The sequence below is a fragment of the Streptomyces sp. NPDC012508 genome (assembly GCF_042902595.1).
Classification (GTDB): Bacteria; Actinomycetota; Actinomycetes; order Streptomycetales; family Streptomycetaceae; genus Streptomyces.
Genome location: NZ_JBIBEO010000008.1, coordinates 107,699 through 124,764, shown reverse-complemented (window position 1 = coordinate 124,764; position 17,066 = coordinate 107,699). Strand labels below are relative to the sequence as shown.

The window sequence follows — 17,066 nt, the reverse complement described above, 5'->3', positions numbered from 1 at the left end:
AGGGTGCGGGATGGCACTGCTGCGCACGCGGCTAAGCGCGCGCTTGCTCCCCCCATGCTACTTGCGGGTAACCGGGCTGCCCAGCCCCGGGGGCCGGAGCGGCGAAGGTCACATCTGCCGACCGCCGATCGGAGGGTCCCGCAACCCGATGGGCCCAGGCCCGATGCCGTGCCGTGGCGAGGGGCGCACCGCGAGTCGAGGCTGGTCACGCCGGGGCAGGAGCCCCGGGACCCGCCGCACGGAACGGACCTCCATGCCTGTCATCACCAAGGACCACCCGGTTCCCCACAAGTCCACCGTCCCCGCGAACAAGGACGAGATGGTCAACCTCTTCGTACGGGAGAAGTACGACACGTCGCCGGGGCAGAACCCGGAGCGCAAGGTCGTCCTCATGCTGCACGGCCGGAGCGTCCCGGTCCTCGCGGGCTTCGACCTCCAGCACGCCTCGTACAGCTGGGCCGAGGCGCTGGCGAAGGCCGGCCACGACGTCTTCATGATGGACCTCCAGGGCTCCGGGCGGTCGCCGCGCCCGAGGATGGACGACCCGCGGAACTGCAGCCAGGCCAATCAGGCCCTCGTCAAGCCGCGACCACCGGGCTTCACCCCCGGCCCGGCGACCTACGCGTTCCAGCTGAACAACTCGGACAGCGACCAGGCCGAGCTGCACACCGTCGTGGAGTGGATCCGCAAAGAGCGCGACGTGGACACGGTCGCCTTCGTCGGCTGGTCGGCGGCGGCGTTCAGCATGGGGCCGTACGCGGTGAAGAACCCCACCAGGGTGAACAGCCTCTTCCTGCTGGCGCCGATCTTCCCGCCCGACGCCACGTCGACCCCGCTGGGCCCGCTGCCGCTTCCGGGCCTCCCGATGTTCCTGACCACGAGATGGGGTGTCGAGTCGGGGTGGAACACGGAGCTGCGCTCACCGGACCAGCGTGAACCCGGCATGGTCGAGAGGGTGTGGGCCGCGATCATGGAGAACGACCCGGAGGGCAGGACGTGGGGACCGCCGGAGGGCCTCAGCCGTGTCCGGAACTTCGTCCGGTGGGGCTGGAACAGGACGACGGCGGCGCAGGGCGGTGTCCTCGGCGGAAGCGTGCCGGTTCTGATCGTGTACGGGGATGCCGACGCCACGGTGAACACGTCACCACCCAGCACGAACCCGGAACTCAACGTCTCGGTCCCCGCGCTCTACGACGCCGTCGCGGGCTCCCACAAGCTCATGGTCCGGCTGGCCGACGCGGGCCATTCGCTGGTGTGGGAGGTGCAGCACAAGAACGTGCACAACCTCTCGAAGCACTGGCTCAAGCACCTCAAGGTCGACGGCAAGACCCAGGGCGTCTTCGACATGGCCGTCAATGGCGACCTCAGTCCGGTCTCCTAGGACGGCGGAGCCCCCGGCCGCGCGCGGCCGGGGGCTCCTTCGGTCACTCCTCGACGCTCGCCAACGCCGTCACGAGCAGCGGCGTGACCAGCTCGATCTGCCAGGGGCGCGCTCCGTACCCGGCGAGTGCGCCGGACACCGACTCGGCCGTCGCCCCGGCGGGCGGCTCCCAGCAGACGCGGCGGACGGTGTCCGGGGTGATCAGGTTCTCCTGGGGGAGGTTCAGCTCCTCCGCCAGGGCCGAGACCGCCGTACGGGCGGCCGAGAGCCGGGCGGCCGCCGCCGGGTCCTTGTCCGCCCAGGCACGCGGCGGGGGCGGACCCGCGACCGGCTGTCCGGGCTGGGGAAGTTCGTTGTCCGGGAGGGCCTTCGCCCGGTCCACGGCCGCCTGCCACTGCTCCAGCTGTCGCCGGCCCATCCGGTGGCCGAAGCCCGGCAGCAGGGTCAGCGCCGCGACGTTCGCCGGCACCGCGAGCGCGGCCTCCACGATCGCCGCGTCGCTCAGCACCTTGCCCGGCGAGACGTCCCGCCGCTGGGCGATCCGGTCCCGGGCCGTCCACAGCTCCCGTACGACCGCCATCTGGCGACGGCGCCGCACCTTGTGCATGCCGGAGGTCCGCCGCCACGGGTCCTTGCGCGGCGGGGCGGGCGGGGCGGAGGCGATCGCGTCGAACTCCTGCAGGGCCCACTCCAGCTTGCCCTGCCGGTCGAGCTCCTTCTCCAGTGCGTCACGCAGGTCGACGAGAAGCTCGACGTCCAGCGCGGCGTACCGGAGCCAGGGCTCGGGCAGCGGGCGGGTGGACCAGTCCACCGCGGAGTGCCCCTTCTCCAGGGCGTAGCCGAGTACGGACTCGACCATGGCCCCGAGTCCGACCCGCGGGAAGCCCGCGAGTCGGCCGGCCAGCTCGGTGTCGAACAGCCGGGTCGGCACCATGCCTATGTCCCGAAGACACGGCAGGTCCTGGGTCGCCGCGTGGAGGATCCACTCCGTCCCCGCGAGCGCCTCTCCGAGGCCGGTCAGATCGGGGCAGCCCACCGGGTCGACGAGCGCGGTGCCCGCGCCCTCGCGGCGGAGCTGAACGAGGTAGGCGCGCTGGCCGTAGCGGTAGCCGGAGGCGCGCTCGGCGTCGACGGCGACGGGCCCGTGGCCCGCGGCGAACGCGGCGATCACCTCGGCGAGCCCCTCGGCGGTGGTCACGACGGGCGGAACGCCCTCACGGGGCTCCAGCAAGGGGATCGGCAGCCCATTCGCAGGGACGTCGTCGTCCGGGGGAGCGCCCCCGGTGGTTCGCAGTGCTGTGTCTGCTGCGGTCTCTTGGGCGTCGGTCACGTGTCAAGGGTATCTGTGAATCGGCAATTGCCTGTCGACAGAACGCCGGAACGTTCCGTCGACAGGCGCCGATCTTTCGTCAACCGCGCGGGGTGCCCGTTCGGGGCCTCGGCGGACTCAGTGGATGATTCCGGTGCGCAGCGCCACCGCGACCATGCCGGCCCGGTCGCCGGTGCCCAGCTTGCGGGCGATCCGGGCCAGGTGGCTCTTCACGGTGAGGGCGGAGAGGCCCATGGACACGCCGATCGCCTTGTTCGACTGGCCCTCGGCCACCAGCCGGAGCACCTCGACCTCACGGCCGGAGAGCTCGCGGTAGCCGCCCGGGTGGCTCGGAGCACCCGGGGGGCGGCGGTGGCCGAGGCGGGCTGCCGCGGCGCCGATGGGGGCGGCTCCGGGGCGGGAGTGGTGCCCGATGTTGGTACGCGTACCGGTGACGACATAGCCCTTGACGCCACCGGCCAGTGCGTTGCGCACCGCGCCGATGTCGTCGGCCGCGGAGAGGGCGAGGCCGTTGGGCCAGCCCGCCGCGCGGGTCTCGGACAGCAGCGTCAGGCCGCTGCCGTCGGGAAGGTGGACGTCGGCCACGCAGATGTCGCGGGGGTTGCCGACGCGAGGACGGGCCTCCGCGATGGACGACGCCTCGATCACGTCGCGTACGCCGAGGGCCCACAGGTGGCGGGTGACGGTGGAGCGGACGCGCGGGTCGGCCACGACGACCATGGCCGTCGGCTTGTTCGGGCGGTAGGCGACCAGGCTTGCGGGCTGCTCGAGGAGAACGGACACACGGCCTCCTGGGGAGATGCGGGACGGAGCCGGCTCGGGGAAGAAGCCGGGGGCGAACCCGTGCGGTGAAGGGGTCATTGACCTCTTCGGCAGCTGGGCCGCCTGCCTTTAGGGAAAGATCACGATTTGGTGAGTAACAATTCGGGCAATTCGGACGCGTGATCGATCATCCTACGAGTGAGCCTCCACCCGAACGCCGCCGCCGACCCTCGCCGGGGCCTCCATCAGGTCGCCGCCGGGCCCTGCCCGAAGGCCTCCATCAGGCCTCGTCGAGCCCTGGTCAAGCCCTTGCCGGGCCTCCGCCGGGCCTCCGCCGGGCGTCCGCCGGGCGTCCGCCGGGCTACGCGCCGGGCCTCCCCGCCGGGCTAGGCGCCGGGCTCCGCGCCCGAATCCGCGCCGGCCCCTCGCGGGCCCCCATCGTGCCCTACGGCAGACCTCCGCCGGGGGTGGCCTCCCAGGGCCTCCCAGCCCTCCCCGGCCCCCCCCGCAGGCCCTCGGGGCGCCCGCTCGGGCTGCCCCGGTGCTCTCCCTACGGCTGCTGCGGGCCCCTGCGCTGGGGCAGGGAGACGACCCCCGCGCCCGAGATCGTTCCCGCCCCCGGGTCGGGCGGCGACGGCGGGAGGCCCGCGACCTGGCAGAGCAGATCGGACCAGGCCGTCAGATGCGCCGCCGCGTCCGGCGCGCCGCCCAGGGCGTCCTGCGGCGTCCAGGACGCCCGGATCTCGATCTGGGTCGCCGGACGGCGCTCGGCCAGCCCGCCGAAGTAGTGCGAGCCCGCCTGGGTGACCGTGCCGCTCGCCTCGCCGTACGCCAGCCCCCGCGCCTCCAGCGCGCCGGTCAGCCACGACCAGCAGACCTCCGGGAGCAGCGGGTCCGCCGCCATCTCGGGCTCCAGCTCCGCCCGGACGAGCGTCACCAGCCGGAACGTGCCCTTCCAGGCGTCGTGCCCGGCCGGATCGTGCAGCAGCACGAGCCGCCCGTCGGCCAGATCGTCCTCACCCTCGACGACCGCCGCCTCCAGCGCGTACGCGTACGGGGCCAGGCGCTGCGGCGGCCTGGTCGGATCGATCTCCAGCTCCGGCCGCAGCCGAGCCGCCCGCAGGGCGTCGACCGCCCGCCGGAATGCGGGGGGCACCGCGTTCGCCTCCGTGTCGCCCGTACCTCCGTCACCGTCGGAATGATCGGAAAAATGTCCCTGAGCCGCAGCCATGCGGGGAAGAGTAGGCGGAACGGGGGCCTCGCGCAGGGAGGGACACCCGGCCCGGGCGAGCGGCTTCCCGCCACATGCGAAGATTCTGGTCGTGAGTGCCAATGACAGCCCCGTGGGCCAGCAGACGAAGCAGCAGTCGCGGACGCACGACTCCGCGTTCCTCAAGGCGTGCCGGCGGGAGCCCGTGCCGCACACGCCGGTCTGGTTCATGCGGCAGGCCGGGCGCTCGCTGCCCGAGTACCTGAAGGTCCGCGAGGGCATCCCGATGCTCGAGTCCTGCATGAGGCCCGAGCTGGTCACCGAGATCACGCTGCAGCCCGTGCGCCGCCACAAGGTGGACGCGGCGATCTACTTCAGCGACATCGTGGTCCCGCTCAAGGCCATCGGCATCGACCTCGACATCAAGCCCGGCGTCGGCCCGGTCGTCGCCGACCCGATCCGTACCCGCGCCGACCTCGACCGACTGCGCGACCTGACCCCCGAGGACGTCCACTACGTCACCGAGGCCATCGGGATGCTCACCGGCGAGCTGGGCTCCACCCCGCTCATCGGTTTCGCCGGCGCGCCTTTCACCCTCGCGAGTTACCTCGTCGAGGGCGGCCCGTCCCGCAACCACGAGCACACCAAGGCGCTGATGTACGGCGACCCGCAGCTGTGGGCCGATCTGCTCGACCGCCTCGCCGAGATCACGTCGGCCTTCCTCAAGGTCCAGATCGAGGCCGGCGCCTCCGCCGTCCAGCTCTTCGACTCCTGGGTGGGCGCCCTCGCCCCCGCCGACTACCGCCGCTCGGTGATGCCCGCCTCCGTCAAGGTGTTCGACGCGGTCGCCTCGTACGGCGTCCCGCGCATCCACTTCGGTGTCGGTACGGGCGAGCTGCTCGGCCTCATGGGCGAGGCGGGCGCCGACGTGGTCGGCGTCGACTGGCGCGTCCCGATGGACGAGGCCGCCCGGCGCGTCGGCCCCGGCAAGGCGCTCCAGGGCAACCTGGACCCGGCCGTGCTGTTCTCCACCCGTGAAGCCGTCGAGGCCAAGACGGACGAGGTCCTGGCCGCCGCCGAGGGCCTTGAGGGGCACGTCTTCAACCTGGGCCACGGTGTGCTTCCGACGACCGACCCGGACGCGCTGACGCGCCTGGTGGAGTACGTCCACACGAAGACGGCCGTCTGACCGTGCCGCGCGCCGCTGCGCGCCGCCGGTCCCGGCGGCGCGCAGCGGGCGGAAGGCGGGCTAGCAGTTGACGGGAGGGTTGCCGGAGGCGACCCGGCAGAAGTCCAGCCCGAGTCCGCCGTCGACGACACCGGCGTTGGGGCCGACGCGGATGAAGTCGCTGCCGGCGTTGCCGGTGACCGCGCCGCCGGAGGCGACCCCGGCGTCGACCGTGATGTAGTCGTGGCCGTCGCCACCGGCCACCAGGCCGGCTACGGCGCTGGTGATGACGATGTGGTCGTTACCGCCCAGGCCTTGGACGGCCTGGAAGGACGGGGGCCCGTCACAGCGGATGAAGTCGGGGCCCGCCGTTCCGTTGACGACCGAGCCCGAGACGGGGACGCCGTTGACCGTGCAGCTGACCGCGTGGGCGGGGGTGCTCAGGGCGAACGGGGCTATCAGGAGTGAGGCGGCGCAGAGCGCTCGCACAGCGTGTCTGATCATGCGATCAGTGACACATGGTGACCGAATGGCCGCAAGTCGTCACCATGTGTCGTGGTCCGGTCAGGTCAGCCTTCCGCCCGAACGGCCGCCACCGCCTTGCGCGCCGCGACCAGGACCGGGTCCCACACCGGCGAGAACGGCGGCGCGTACCCCAGGTCCAGCGCCGTCATCTGCTCCACCGACATCCCGGCCGTCAGTGCCACCGCCGCGATGTCCACCCGCTTGCCCGCGCCCTCACGGCCCACGATCTGCACCCCGAGGAGCCGGCCCGTACGGCGCTCCGCCATCATCTTCACCGTCATAGGCGCCGCCCCCGGGTAGTACCCCGCGCGGCTCGTCGACTCGACCGTCACCGTGACGTACCGCAGGCCCACCTCCCGGGCCTCCTTCTCGCGCAGACCCGTCCGCGCGATCTCCAGGTCGCACACCTTCGACACCGCCGTGCCGACCACTCCGGGGAAGGTGGCGTAGCCGCCGCCCACGTTCGAGCCGATGACCTGGCCGTGCTTGTTGGCGTGCGTGCCGAGCGCGATGTGCCGCTCCCGGCCCGAGACCAGGTCCAGCACCTCGACGCAGTCACCGCCCGCCCAGATGTTCTCGTGGCCCCGCACCCGCATCGCGAGATCGGTGAGCAGCCCGCCGTACACACCCAGCGGCAGCCCGGCCGCCTCCGCCAGGCGCGTCTCCGGCACCACGCCCATCCCGAGGACCACCACGTCGGCCGGGTACTCGGCGTCGTCCGTCGCCACCGCCCGCACCCGGCCGTCGTCCCCCGTGAGGATCTTGGTGACGGCCGCCGAGCCGACCGTCCTGATCCCGAGGCCGTCCATCACCTGGTGGACCAGGCGCCCCATGTCCGGGTCGAGCGTCGCCATCGGCTGCTCGCCCCGGTTGAGGACGGTCACCTCGTAGCCCCGGTTCAGCAGCGCCTCGGCCATCTCCACGCCGATGTACCCGGCGCCAACGACCACCGCCCGCCGGCCCTCCGTACGCTCCAGGGAGTCGATCAGGCCCTGCCCGTCGTCCAGCGTCTGCACACCGTGCACACCCGGCGCGTCGATCCCCGGCAGCGGCGGCCGCAGCGGCCGCGCGCCGGTCGCGATCACCAGCTTGTCGAAGCCCGTCCACGACTCGGCCCCCGACTCCAGATCGCGGGTGCGCACCCTCTGCCCCGGCACGTCCAGCTCGACGACCTCCGTACGCATCCGCAGATCGATGTCCCGCGCCCGGTGCTCCTCCGGGGTACGCGCGATCAGCTCGTCGCGCTCGGCGACGTCGCCACCGACCCAGTACGGAATGCCACAGGCCGAGAACGAGGAGAAGTGACCGCGCTCGAACGCGACGATCTCCAGCTCCTCCGGGCCCTTGAGCCTGCGTGCCTGAGACGCGGCGGACATGCCCGCCGCGTCTCCGCCGATGACCACCAGTCGTTCGCTCATGGCCCTATTCTTCAGGGCCCGGTCCGCCTCCGGGCGCGCTTCGCGCCCATCGGCTCAGTCGCCGGGCTCCTCGGCAGGCTCGCGCTCCGCACGGCGCGCCGAGCGACGCGGCCGGACGAGCAGCCGCCACACCAGATAGCCGACGAGAGCCAGGGCGAGCCACGGAGCCGTCGCCGCCAGGACGATCCCGGCCCAGGCCAGCGCCGCGACCAGCGCGTTCCAGCCACCGCCGAGGGCGTCGAGGAAGCCCGGCCGGTCCTCGGAGTCCGACGCCTTCTCGCTCTCCTCCTCCATGAGCTCGAGGGTGATCGTCGCCATGGTCGTACGGTCCTTCAGCGAGGCCTGCTGGGCCAGCAGCGACTCCAGATCGGCCTGACGGCGACTCAGCTCGCCCTCCAGCGTGACCACGTCACTCAGCCGCGTCGCCCGGTCCATCAGCTTGCGGACCCGGTCGACGCTCGCCCGCTGCGTCGCGATCCGGCTCTCGACGTCCACCACCTGCTCGGTGACGTCCTTCGCGTCCGCCTTCCGGGACAGCAGCCGGCCCGTGCCCGCGAGTTCCGTGAGCACCGAGTCGTACGACTCCTGCGGCACGCGCAGCACCACCCGCGAGGTCACGTGCGTCTCGTCGACCCGCTCGGTCGACTCGTTGGCCACATGGCCGCCCGCGCCCTCGGTCACCCGCCGGGCGGTGGCCAGCGCCTTGGTCGCGTCCTCGACCTCCACGGCCAGCTCGGCGGTCCGGATGACGTGCTGCCGCTGGGGCGCCGGGGCCGGCGCCTTCGTGTCCGCGGCGGCCCCCTTGCCCGCCTCGTAGCCCCGGTCGGCCGCGCCCGCGCCCTCGGCGGACTTCGCCTCGCTCAGCGCCTTGCTGTCCCCACCGCTGTCCGACGCGCCCCCGGCGCAGCCGGTCAGCGCCAACGAGACCGTCAGCAGCGCCACAGCCGCTCTTCGTGCTCCACGCATGGAATATCCCCCCTGGGATGGTGACGAGTGGTGCCGGTTCGACGCGGCGGAGGGGCGTACGGGTTTCCCCCGGGCGGTAGCGATGCGGTCACGTTCTGGCCTCGGAACGGGTTTGAGAGAGTGGAGCCATGAACGCGGACACCAGGACCAGGCATGTCGTCGTCGTCGGAGGCGGTATCGCCGGTCTCGCGGCCGCCCACCGTCTGGTCTCGGCCGGGCTCCGGGTGACGCTGCTCGAAGGCGGCGACCGGCTCGGCGGCAAGCTGCTCGCCGGGGAGATCGCCGGCGCCCCCGTCGACCTCGGCGCCGAGTCGCTCCTCGCCCGCCGGCCCGAGGCGATCGCGCTCGCCCGGGCCGTCGGCCTCGGCGACCGGCTCCGGCCGCCCGCCACGACCACCGCCTCCGTCTGGACCCGCGGCGCGCTGCGTCCGATGCCCAAGGGCCACGTCATGGGCGTCCCCGGCGACGCCGCCGCACTCACCGAACTCCTCTCCGACGAGGGCCTGCGCCAGGTCGCGCGCGACCGTGAACTGCCCCCCGCCGAGATCGGCGAGGACATCGCCATCGGCGCGTACGTCGCCGAGCGGATGGGCCACGAGGTAGTCGACCGGCTCGTCGAGCCGCTGCTCGGCGGGGTGTACGCCGGCGACGCCTACCGCATCTCGATGCGGGCCGCCGTTCCGGCGCTCTTCGCCGCCGCCTGCACCCACCCGACGCTCACCGACGCCGTTCACGCCGTCCAGCGCGCGGGCGCCGCGACCCCGTCCGACGCCGCGGGCGCGGCCACCGGCCTCGGCGGCTCCGCCTTCCTGGGCATCGAGGGCGGCATCGGCACCCTCCCGGAGGCCGTCGCCACGGCGATCCGCTCGGCGGGTGGCGAGATCCTGACCCTGATGCCCGTGACCGAGCTGCGCCGCGCGGTGGACGGACAGTGGCGGGTCGCCGCCGGCGGCCGGGAGTTCCTCGCCGACGCGGTCGTCGTCGCCGCGCCCGCCTGGGCCGCCGCCGAGCTCCTCGCGGCCGAGGCACCCGTGGCCGCCCGCGAGCTCGGGACCGTCGAGTACGCCTCGATGGCGCTCGTCACCCTCGCCTTCCGCCGGCAGGACGTCCGCGCGCTGCCCGGCTCCGGCTTCCTCGTACCGCCCGTCGACGGACACACCATCAAGGCGTCCACCTTCTCCAGCCAGAAGTGGCAGTGGGTCGCCGACGGCGCCCCCGACCTCTTCGTCCTCCGTACCTCCGTCGGCCGCTACGGCGAGGAGGAGCAGGTCTTCCGCGACGACGCCGACCTCGTCGAGGCCTCCCTGAAGGACCTCGCCGCGGCCGCCGGGCTGACCGCCAAGCCCGTCGCCACCACCGTCACCCGCTGGACCGGCGGCCTCCCGCAGTACCCCGTCGGCCATCTCGCCCGCGTCGCCCGCATCCACGACGCCGTCGCCGAGGTCCCCGGGCTGCGTGTGGCGGGGGCCGTGTACGAAGGCGTCGGCATCCCCGCCTGCGTCGCCTCGGGCCACCGCGCGGCCGACGAGATCGCGGCCGGGTTCGCCGACGAGATCATCGCCACGTCGGAAACCACCCACCCTGGTGCAGGGCACTGTCCGTGACGGGCGAGAATAGGCGTATGAGTGCGCCCGAAAAGATCCCGAACGCCGGTAAGAAGGCGAAGGACCTCAACGAGGTCATCCGCTACACCCTGTGGTCTGTGTTCAAGCTGCGCGACAACCTGCCCGAGGACCGCGCCGGCTACGCCGACGAGGTCCAGGAGCTGTTCGACCAGCTCGCCGCCAAGGACATCACCGTCCGCGGCACGTACGACCTCTCCGGTCTGCGCGCCGACGCCGACGTCATGATCTGGTGGCACGCCGAGACGAGCGACGAGCTCCAGGACGCGTACAACCTCTTCCGTCGCACCAAGCTGGGCCGCGCCCTCGAGCCGGTCTGGTCGAACATGGCGCTGCACCGCCCCGCCGAGTTCAACAAGTCGCACATCCCGGCCTTCCTGGCCGACGAGACGCCCCGCGACTACGTGAGCGTCTACCCCTTCGTGCGCTCCTACGACTGGTACCTGCTGCCGGACGAGGACCGCCGCCGGATGCTCGCGGACCACGGCAAGATGGCCCGCGGTTTCCCCGACGTCCGCGCCAACACGGTCGCCTCGTTCTCGCTCGGCGACTACGAGTGGCTCCTGGCCTTCGAGGCCGACGAGCTGCACCGCATCGTCGACCTCATGCGCCACCTGCGGGCCTCCGAGGCGCGGATGCACGTCCGCGAGGAGGTCCCGTTCTACACCGGTCGCCGCCGCTCCGTGGCGGACCTGGTGGCGGGCCTGGCCTGACGGCCGCCCTACCGACTCGGTGACGGTCCGGCTGCCTGCCGGGCCGTCACCCCTTGACCCGGAAGATCAGACGGCGGACGGAGTTCCGCACGCCGCTCCAGCGACACCGGGTCCGGCTCCGGGTGCGGCGCGCACGATGCGCGCCGCACCGGCGTCTTTCCGGCGGCGTCCGGGACGGTCCCCGTCAGCAGATAGGTCTCCAGGTACCCGTTGACGCAGGCGTTCGCCCCGCCCCCGATGCCGTGCGTACCGGCCTCCCGCTCGGTCACCAGGGCCGAGCCCGCCAGCCTGCGCTGCAGTTCGAGGGCTCCTTCGTACGGCGTGGCCGCGTCCCGCTCGGCGGCCAGGATCAGCACCGGCGGCAGCACGCCGGGACCGGTCCGTACGTCCAGCGGCCTCTGCCGCGGTGCCTTCCAGTACGCGCAGGGCAGATTGGCCCAGACGTTGTCCCAGGTCTCGAACGGGGCGTCCTTCGCCAGCCGGGTGTTGTCCCGGTCCCAGACCTCGAAGTCCTCCGGCCACGGCGCGTCGTTGCACTCCACCGCCGTGTAGACGGCCGCCCCGTTGCCCGTGGACGCCGTGATCTTCTCGTCCGGCGCCGCCTGCTCGATCAGCGGCTTCGGGTCGCCCTTCAGATACCGGGCGAGCGCCGTGGCCCGCAGTGGCCAGAAACCGTCGTGGTACCCGGCCTGGAGCATCGCCCCGTGGAGCTGCCCCGGACCGACGCGCCCGCCGGCCGGCCGCGCCGCGAGTCCGGCGCGGACCTTCTCGTAACTCTCCTGTACCTCCTGCACGGTGGTGCCGAGGCCGTACACCTTGTGGTGCTTGGCGACCCAGGTGCGGAAGTCGGTCCAGCGGCCCTCGAACGCGCGTGACTGGTCGAGGTTGTTGGCGTACCAGATCTTCTCCGGAGCCGGGTGGACGGGTGCGTCGAAGACCATGCGGCGCACCCGGTGCGGGAAGAGCGTCGCGTACAGCGCTCCGAAGTACGTGCCGTAGGAGGCGCCCATGTATGTCAGCTTCGGCTCGCCGAGCGCGGCCCGCAGGACCTCCAGGTCACGGGCGTTGTTGAGCGAGTGGTAGTGCCGCAAGGCCGTGCCGGTGCGGGTAGCGCAGCCCCGCGCGTACGTCTTCGCGCGGGCGATCCGCTCGCGCTTGAAGACCTCGGAGGGGTGGGTGGGCGCCGGGGTGGGGCCCTTGGGGCGGTCGGCGGGGTCCTGACAGGAGACCGGGGCGGAGGCGCCCACCCCGCGCGGGGCGTAGCCGACCAGGTCGTACGCGGCGGCGATCCGCTTCCAGGCCGGGACCTCCGCGACCAGGGGGAAGTACGTCGAAGAGGCGCCGGGGCCGCCCGGGTTGAAGACGAGCGCGCCCTGACGGTCGGCGGCCGGGCCCGAGGCCTTGATCCGGCTGACGGTGAGCGGGATCCGGGCACCGCCGGGGTCCGCGTAGTCGAGGGGGACCCGGACGGTGCCGCACTGGACGGACGGCGGCAGCTTCTCGTCCGCCGGGCAGCCGCCGAAGCGGATGCCTTCGGCGGCCGCGCGGCGGGCGGCGACGACGGTGCCGCCGCTGTCGGCGGGCGGGGCGTCCTGGGCGGGGGCGGGTGCGGCGGTGAGGGAGGTCAGCAGCAACGACCCGACGGTTCCGGTCAACGCGAGGGCTTTCACGGCAGGATCGTTGGCACGAGCGGCCGCCCCTTGTAAAGGTTCTCCGGCCGGTGTCGCGGGAATCGACCCGGTCAGCCGCTGGAGCTGGAGCAGCTCGACCCGCTGCTGCTGGAACAGCTCGAACCACTGCTGCTGGAGCAGGAGCTGCCCCCGCCACTGGAGCTCGAACAGCTCGACCCGCCGCCGGAACCGCCGGAGCAGGCGCTCGCGGAACAGCCGCCGCCCCCGTACCCGCTGTCCGTCCCGCCCCCGCCGCCGGAGCCTCCCGTGTTGCCGGAAGCGCCGCCGCAGCCGCCCGGGCTGCCCGGAGTGCCCGCGCACCAGAGCATCGGGAGCAGGACCATGTCCGTACCGGACGCGCCGGAATGGGCGGGGGTGCGGGTCCTGGAGAGCGGCATCCGGGCCGCCGCGATCAGCTGGGTCCGCAGCTCGGGCTCCGGCACGCCGCGCAGTCCGCGCAGCGCCACCTGGTGCCCGGCGTCGGCGTCGTAGACGTGGTCCCGGCGGTACTCGGCCGCGGCGCGCCGGCCGGCGCGGGTGGGGCGGGTGGCGTTGTACGCGGCGCAGCCGAGGGCCACGAAGATGCCCGCGAAGACGACGGGGATCACCTTGAAGAGGAACGGCACCTCGAACGCCTCGCGTTCGACGCCCACGGACAGGGCGATCGAGGTGACGAAGAGTGCGAGCGAGGTGATGCCGAGCGCGAGGCACGCGCGCTTCCCGGCGGCCCGGACGTCCGGCGCCACCATCAGGCCCCGCGCCGCCAGGGCGTCGCCGATCTCCTGGACGGCGGGGCTCCGCATCACCGCCAGGCGCAGCTCGTGCAGGGCGCCGCTGGGGGCGGCCGCGAGCTGCTCCAGGACGGCACGGCCGACATGGTCCCGGGCCCGCAGGTCGGGGCGGAGTACGACGACGAGGCCGGGACCGCCGACCCCGATCAGCCCCTCGGCGTGCAGGGTCGCCAGGGCGGTGTCCACGACCCGGGGCGGGCCGCCGGCCAGGAAGGCGGCCTCGGAGAGGTCGTGGACGGAACCACCGCGGTCCGCGCGGGCGGCGCGGAGGCGGGCGATGAGCAGGGCGGAGCCGGTGATCACGGTGGCCCAGAAGAGCAGAGCGATCAGGTTCATGAGGGCGTCACCTCCGTACGAGCGCGGCGCGGGCTGCGCGGAAGAGTCGGGCGGTCGGGCCGGGCGGGCGCGTGTCGGTGCGCTCCTGCCACCAGCGGGTGAGGCGGCGCCGGTCGTCCGGGTCCTCGATGCGCCCGGCGACGAGCAGGTGCTCGACGAAGGCGAGCGCGTCGCGGCGGTAGCCGCCGGTCATGGGGCGGGACTTGGCGTACGCCCGGAACGCGGGCCGGTAGCCGTCGCCGAGGATCTCGGGGAGCTCGGGCGCGATCTTGGAGATCACGTCGGCCCGCTTCCCCAGGAGGGCGCGGCTCTGCACCCCGAGCCGCGCCGGGTCGAACCCCTCGGGCACGGGTGTCCCGGCGACGAGCGCGGACAGCAGCGCGGCCTGCGCGACCCCGACCCGCTCCCGAGCGGCGTCGGCGCGCTCCGGAGCGGTCCGCTCGGACGCTGTGCCCCCGGTCCGCGCGGTCCCCTGGACCGGGACCGGTTTCGCCGTGAGCGCCTCGGCCGGTGCGAGCGGGTGCGGCATCGGGCCGCCCGAGACGCGGGCGCCCGCGCCGATGAGCAGCGGCTGCTCGGCGTCGGCCACCCCCGGAGCGACCGCGGAGCCCGCCCCGCCGGTCGCCGAGGTGGTCGCCCGTGCCCCCGCCACCCGCCCACGGATCGCCTTCAGTTCCGACGCCAGCTCCGCCGGCGCGGGGAAGTTGTCGTCCCGTTCCAGCAGGACGCCCGGCGGGGCGACCCGGGAGGCCAGGTCCGACAGGATGTCCAGGACGGGCTCCGGGACCGGGTGGGCGTGGGTGTCGTGCCAGACGCCGTCGCGGGAGAGGCCGCCCGCCACATGGACGTAGGCGATCGCCTCCACCGGGAGCTCCGAGAGCGCCTTCGACGGGGACTCGCCCCGGTTGACGTGGTTCGTGTGCAGGTTGGCGACGTCGATCAGGAGCCGTACCCCCGTACGCTCCACCAGCTCCGCCAGGAACTGGCCCTCGGTCAGCTCCTCGCCCGGCCAGGAGATCAGCGCCGCGATGTTCTCCAGGGCCAGCGGCACCGGCAGCGCGTCCTGCGCGATCCGGACGTTCTCGCAGAGCACGTCCAGCGCGTCCCAGGTACGCGGCACGGGCAGCAGATGGCCCGCCTCCAGGACCGGGGTCGCCGTCAGCGCGCCCCCGGCCCGGACGAACGCGATGTGCTCCGTCACCAGCGGCGCCCCCAGCGCCGTCGCCGTCGCCGCCAGGTCGGCGAGCCGCCCCGCGTCCGGCCGGTCCGCGCCGCCGAGACCCAGCGAGACGCCGTGCGGGACGACCGTGACCCCGCGCGAGCGCAGCCGCGTCAGCGAGTCGGGCAGGTGGCCCGCGCAGACGTTCTCCGCCACGACCTCCACCCAGTCGACGCCCGGGAGCGCCTCCACCGCCTCCGCGATCTCCGGCCGCCAGCCGATGCCGATGCCGAGTTCCGTCATGTCCCCCTCCTTCAGTCCCCCACGTGATGGCCCTGCCGGGGCCGTTCGAATCCAGTCAGGGGGACGTTCAGAGGTTGATTTGAGGTTTCGGCGGCGCTACGGCTCCGAGTGCGGCGTCACGATGCCCGCCTCCGGCACCGGGCGTGAGGTGAAGGACTGGTCGGTCCCCGACGGGACCACCGGCGAGGGCACCGCGGGCGACGGCACGACCGGCGGGCCCGTCGGCGGGGCCGTCTTCCGGCCGGCCGCCTCGTTCGCGAGCGCGTCGTGGTCGACCATCCCGGTGGCCTCCAGCATGGTGATGTGGTCCAGCACGGTCTGGTTCGCGTCGCTCGCGAGCTGCCGGATCAACGTGTTGCGCGTGGTGTGCCGGACCTCCGCGACCAGCGCGAACACCTTGCCGTGCGCGTTGCGCAGCAGGTTCGCGAACTTGCGCTCGTACTCCTGGCCGCTCGCCGCCGTCAGCTCGCGCAGCCACCCCTGCTGCTGCTCGGTCGGCTGGTTGGGCAGCTCGATGCCCAGCTTCGCCGCCACGTCGCGGGCCCGCCGGTCCAGGTCCGTGTGGCCCACGACGAGGTGGTCGCCGCACTCCACCATCGCCTTGCTCGGCGCGCGTTCGATGGCCTGCTGGCCGGCGGGGAGCTCCCAGAGGCCGGCCAGCCGTACCTTCACCAGGAAGTCACGGTCCGTGGCGGAGAGCGGCCCCCACTGTGTGGCGACGCTCGACGCGTTCAGATTCGCCTCGCCTGTTCCGGAGCGGTCGGCGTAGGACCAGACGGGGAAGGCGAGCGCGCCGACCGTAGCGACGAGCGCCGCGATGATGAGTGCCGTCCCGTTGACGCGTAGCGACAAGGTGTCTCTCCCGTACGTTCGAAATATCGGTCACCGGAACTGAACCGGCAACGACGCTTCCGTTCAACCCGCTTGGCGGTATCGGGAGATACGTACTACAGGACGGGCGTGTTCAGTCGCCGAGCGAACCGAGCGAGGGAAACCCGGACACGACCGTGCACGAACCGGGCGCGATCTCCGTGAACCCGGCGTCCCGCACCACCGGCAGGCCGCTCGTCGTCAGCCCCGCCCAGCGCGCCGGATCGGCCGTGCGCACGGCCAGCGGGAAGCCGGCCTCGCGCCACGCCTTGCGGTCGGCCTCCGGCATCTCCCACCACAGCAGCTGAGCCCCGTGCCCCGCCTGGGCCATGGTCTTGCCCGCGGACATGTCGAGGTCGGGGTTGAGCCAGAGGAGCGCCGCACCCGGGCGCGGGGCGCCGGGTGCGGCCGGGTCCTCCAGGTCGGTGCCCGAGACCTGGAGCTTGGCCAGCTCCTTGGGCCAGCCGTCCAACGGGACCGGCGGGAACACCCGTACCTCCGCGGCCTCACCCGTCACCGTGATCCCCGGGAGCGCCTCCGCGCGCCGCCACTCGGCGCCGCGCGCCCGGCGCACGACCTTGCGGATCCGGGCGTCCTGCCAGTCGGTCATGATCTGTGCCCACTCGCCGTCCCCGGTCGAGCGCTCGTCGGCGAGGATCTCCAGGACGGCACGGGCGGCCGTCTCCAGGGCGTCGGTACGGGCCGGGGGCTCGGCCCGCTCGATCCGTACCACCAGGGGGAGGACGAACTGGGGCTTCTCATCGCGGATGTCGGTCTCGTTGCTGCTCACCTGGCAAGTCTGCCACCGCTCGAACAGCTGCTTCTTGGAGGAATGGACGGTT

General features: G+C 73.3%; 15 protein-coding genes. 4 read left to right on the top strand and 11 right to left on the bottom strand.

The window, feature by feature from the left end; translation table 11 throughout:
* The first annotated feature begins 253 nt into the window (after nucleotides 1-253).
* A complete protein-coding gene (locus tag ACFY8U_RS26610) occupies nucleotides 254-1,381 on the top strand; it encodes an alpha/beta fold hydrolase (protein ID WP_389574414.1) in 1,128 nt (375 codons plus the stop codon).
* Between the two features lie 43 nt (nucleotides 1,382-1,424).
* On the opposite strand, the gene ACFY8U_RS26605 is transcribed toward ACFY8U_RS26610, so the two are convergent.
* The 3 genes from ACFY8U_RS26605 to ACFY8U_RS26595 form a co-directional block, all read right to left on the bottom strand.
* On the bottom strand, nucleotides 1,425-2,711 hold the full coding sequence (locus ACFY8U_RS26605; protein ID WP_389574411.1) for a ribonuclease D: 1,287 nt from the start codon (nucleotides 2,709-2,711) through the stop codon (nucleotides 1,425-1,427).
* A gap of 117 nt (nucleotides 2,712-2,828) precedes the next feature.
* Nucleotides 2,829-3,494, bottom strand: a complete 666-nt coding sequence (locus ACFY8U_RS26600) for a LuxR C-terminal-related transcriptional regulator (RefSeq protein ID WP_389574408.1) — start codon at nucleotides 3,492-3,494, stop codon at nucleotides 2,829-2,831.
* 529 nt (nucleotides 3,495-4,023) lie between these two features.
* Nucleotides 4,024-4,704 (bottom strand): DUF3000 domain-containing protein, encoded by a 681-nt coding sequence (locus ACFY8U_RS26595; protein ID WP_361441004.1) that lies wholly within the window; start codon nucleotides 4,702-4,704, stop codon nucleotides 4,024-4,026.
* A 91-nt stretch (nucleotides 4,705-4,795) separates the two neighbouring features.
* On the opposite strand from ACFY8U_RS26595, the gene hemE reads away from it, so the two are divergent.
* On the top strand, nucleotides 4,796-5,872 hold the full coding sequence (hemE, locus tag ACFY8U_RS26590) for a uroporphyrinogen decarboxylase (protein WP_361441007.1): 1,077 nt from the start codon (nucleotides 4,796-4,798) through the stop codon (nucleotides 5,870-5,872).
* Nucleotides 5,873-5,932: 60 nt separating this feature from the next.
* Here the strand turns inward: hemE and ACFY8U_RS26585 are convergent, their stop codons facing one another.
* From ACFY8U_RS26585 to ACFY8U_RS26575, 3 genes are all read right to left on the bottom strand, one after another.
* The gene (locus tag ACFY8U_RS26585) at nucleotides 5,933-6,355 is read right to left on the bottom strand and encodes a hypothetical protein (RefSeq protein ID WP_361602159.1); all 423 of its coding nucleotides are present in this window, start codon (nucleotides 6,353-6,355) and stop codon (nucleotides 5,933-5,935) included.
* 65 nt (nucleotides 6,356-6,420) lie between these two features.
* Nucleotides 6,421-7,794 carry an FAD-dependent oxidoreductase gene (locus tag ACFY8U_RS26580; protein ID WP_389574405.1) on the bottom strand — a complete coding sequence of 458 codons (1,374 nt, stop codon included), beginning with the start codon at nucleotides 7,792-7,794 and terminating at the stop codon, nucleotides 6,421-6,423.
* Nucleotides 7,795-7,848: 54 nt separating this feature from the next.
* Nucleotides 7,849-8,760: a DUF4349 domain-containing protein gene (locus ACFY8U_RS26575; RefSeq protein WP_389574403.1), complete on the bottom strand. Its 912-nt coding sequence runs from the start codon at nucleotides 8,758-8,760 to the stop codon at nucleotides 7,849-7,851.
* Nucleotides 8,761-8,888: 128 nt separating this feature from the next.
* Between ACFY8U_RS26575 and hemG the strand changes: the two genes are divergently transcribed.
* Both hemG and hemQ read left to right on the top strand, forming a co-directional pair.
* Nucleotides 8,889-10,364 (top strand): protoporphyrinogen oxidase, encoded by a 1,476-nt coding sequence (hemG, locus tag ACFY8U_RS26570; protein WP_389574401.1) that lies wholly within the window; start codon nucleotides 8,889-8,891, stop codon nucleotides 10,362-10,364.
* A 17-nt stretch (nucleotides 10,365-10,381) separates the two neighbouring features.
* The gene (gene hemQ / locus ACFY8U_RS26565) at nucleotides 10,382-11,095 is read left to right on the top strand and encodes a hydrogen peroxide-dependent heme synthase (RefSeq protein ID WP_361441022.1); all 714 of its coding nucleotides are present in this window, start codon (nucleotides 10,382-10,384) and stop codon (nucleotides 11,093-11,095) included.
* A gap of 8 nt (nucleotides 11,096-11,103) precedes the next feature.
* On the opposite strand, the gene ACFY8U_RS26560 is transcribed toward hemQ, so the two are convergent.
* From ACFY8U_RS26560 to ACFY8U_RS26540, 5 genes are all read right to left on the bottom strand, one after another.
* Entirely contained in the window at nucleotides 11,104-12,765 is a 1,662-nt protein-coding gene (locus ACFY8U_RS26560) for an alpha/beta hydrolase (protein ID WP_389574398.1), read from the bottom strand.
* A gap of 71 nt (nucleotides 12,766-12,836) precedes the next feature.
* A complete protein-coding gene (locus ACFY8U_RS26555; RefSeq protein ID WP_389574395.1) occupies nucleotides 12,837-13,892 on the bottom strand; it encodes a TIGR04222 domain-containing membrane protein in 1,056 nt (351 codons plus the stop codon).
* Between the two features lie 7 nt (nucleotides 13,893-13,899).
* Nucleotides 13,900-15,354 (bottom strand): DUF692 domain-containing protein, encoded by a 1,455-nt coding sequence (locus tag ACFY8U_RS26550; RefSeq protein WP_389574392.1) that lies wholly within the window; start codon nucleotides 15,352-15,354, stop codon nucleotides 13,900-13,902.
* Between the two features lie 96 nt (nucleotides 15,355-15,450).
* A complete protein-coding gene (locus ACFY8U_RS26545) occupies nucleotides 15,451-16,206 on the bottom strand; it encodes a DUF4142 domain-containing protein (protein WP_361441034.1) in 756 nt (251 codons plus the stop codon).
* A 112-nt stretch (nucleotides 16,207-16,318) separates the two neighbouring features.
* Nucleotides 16,319-17,014, bottom strand: a complete 696-nt coding sequence (locus ACFY8U_RS26540; RefSeq protein WP_389574389.1) for a peptidyl-tRNA hydrolase — start codon at nucleotides 17,012-17,014, stop codon at nucleotides 16,319-16,321.
* Between the last annotated feature and the right edge of the window lie 52 nt (nucleotides 17,015-17,066).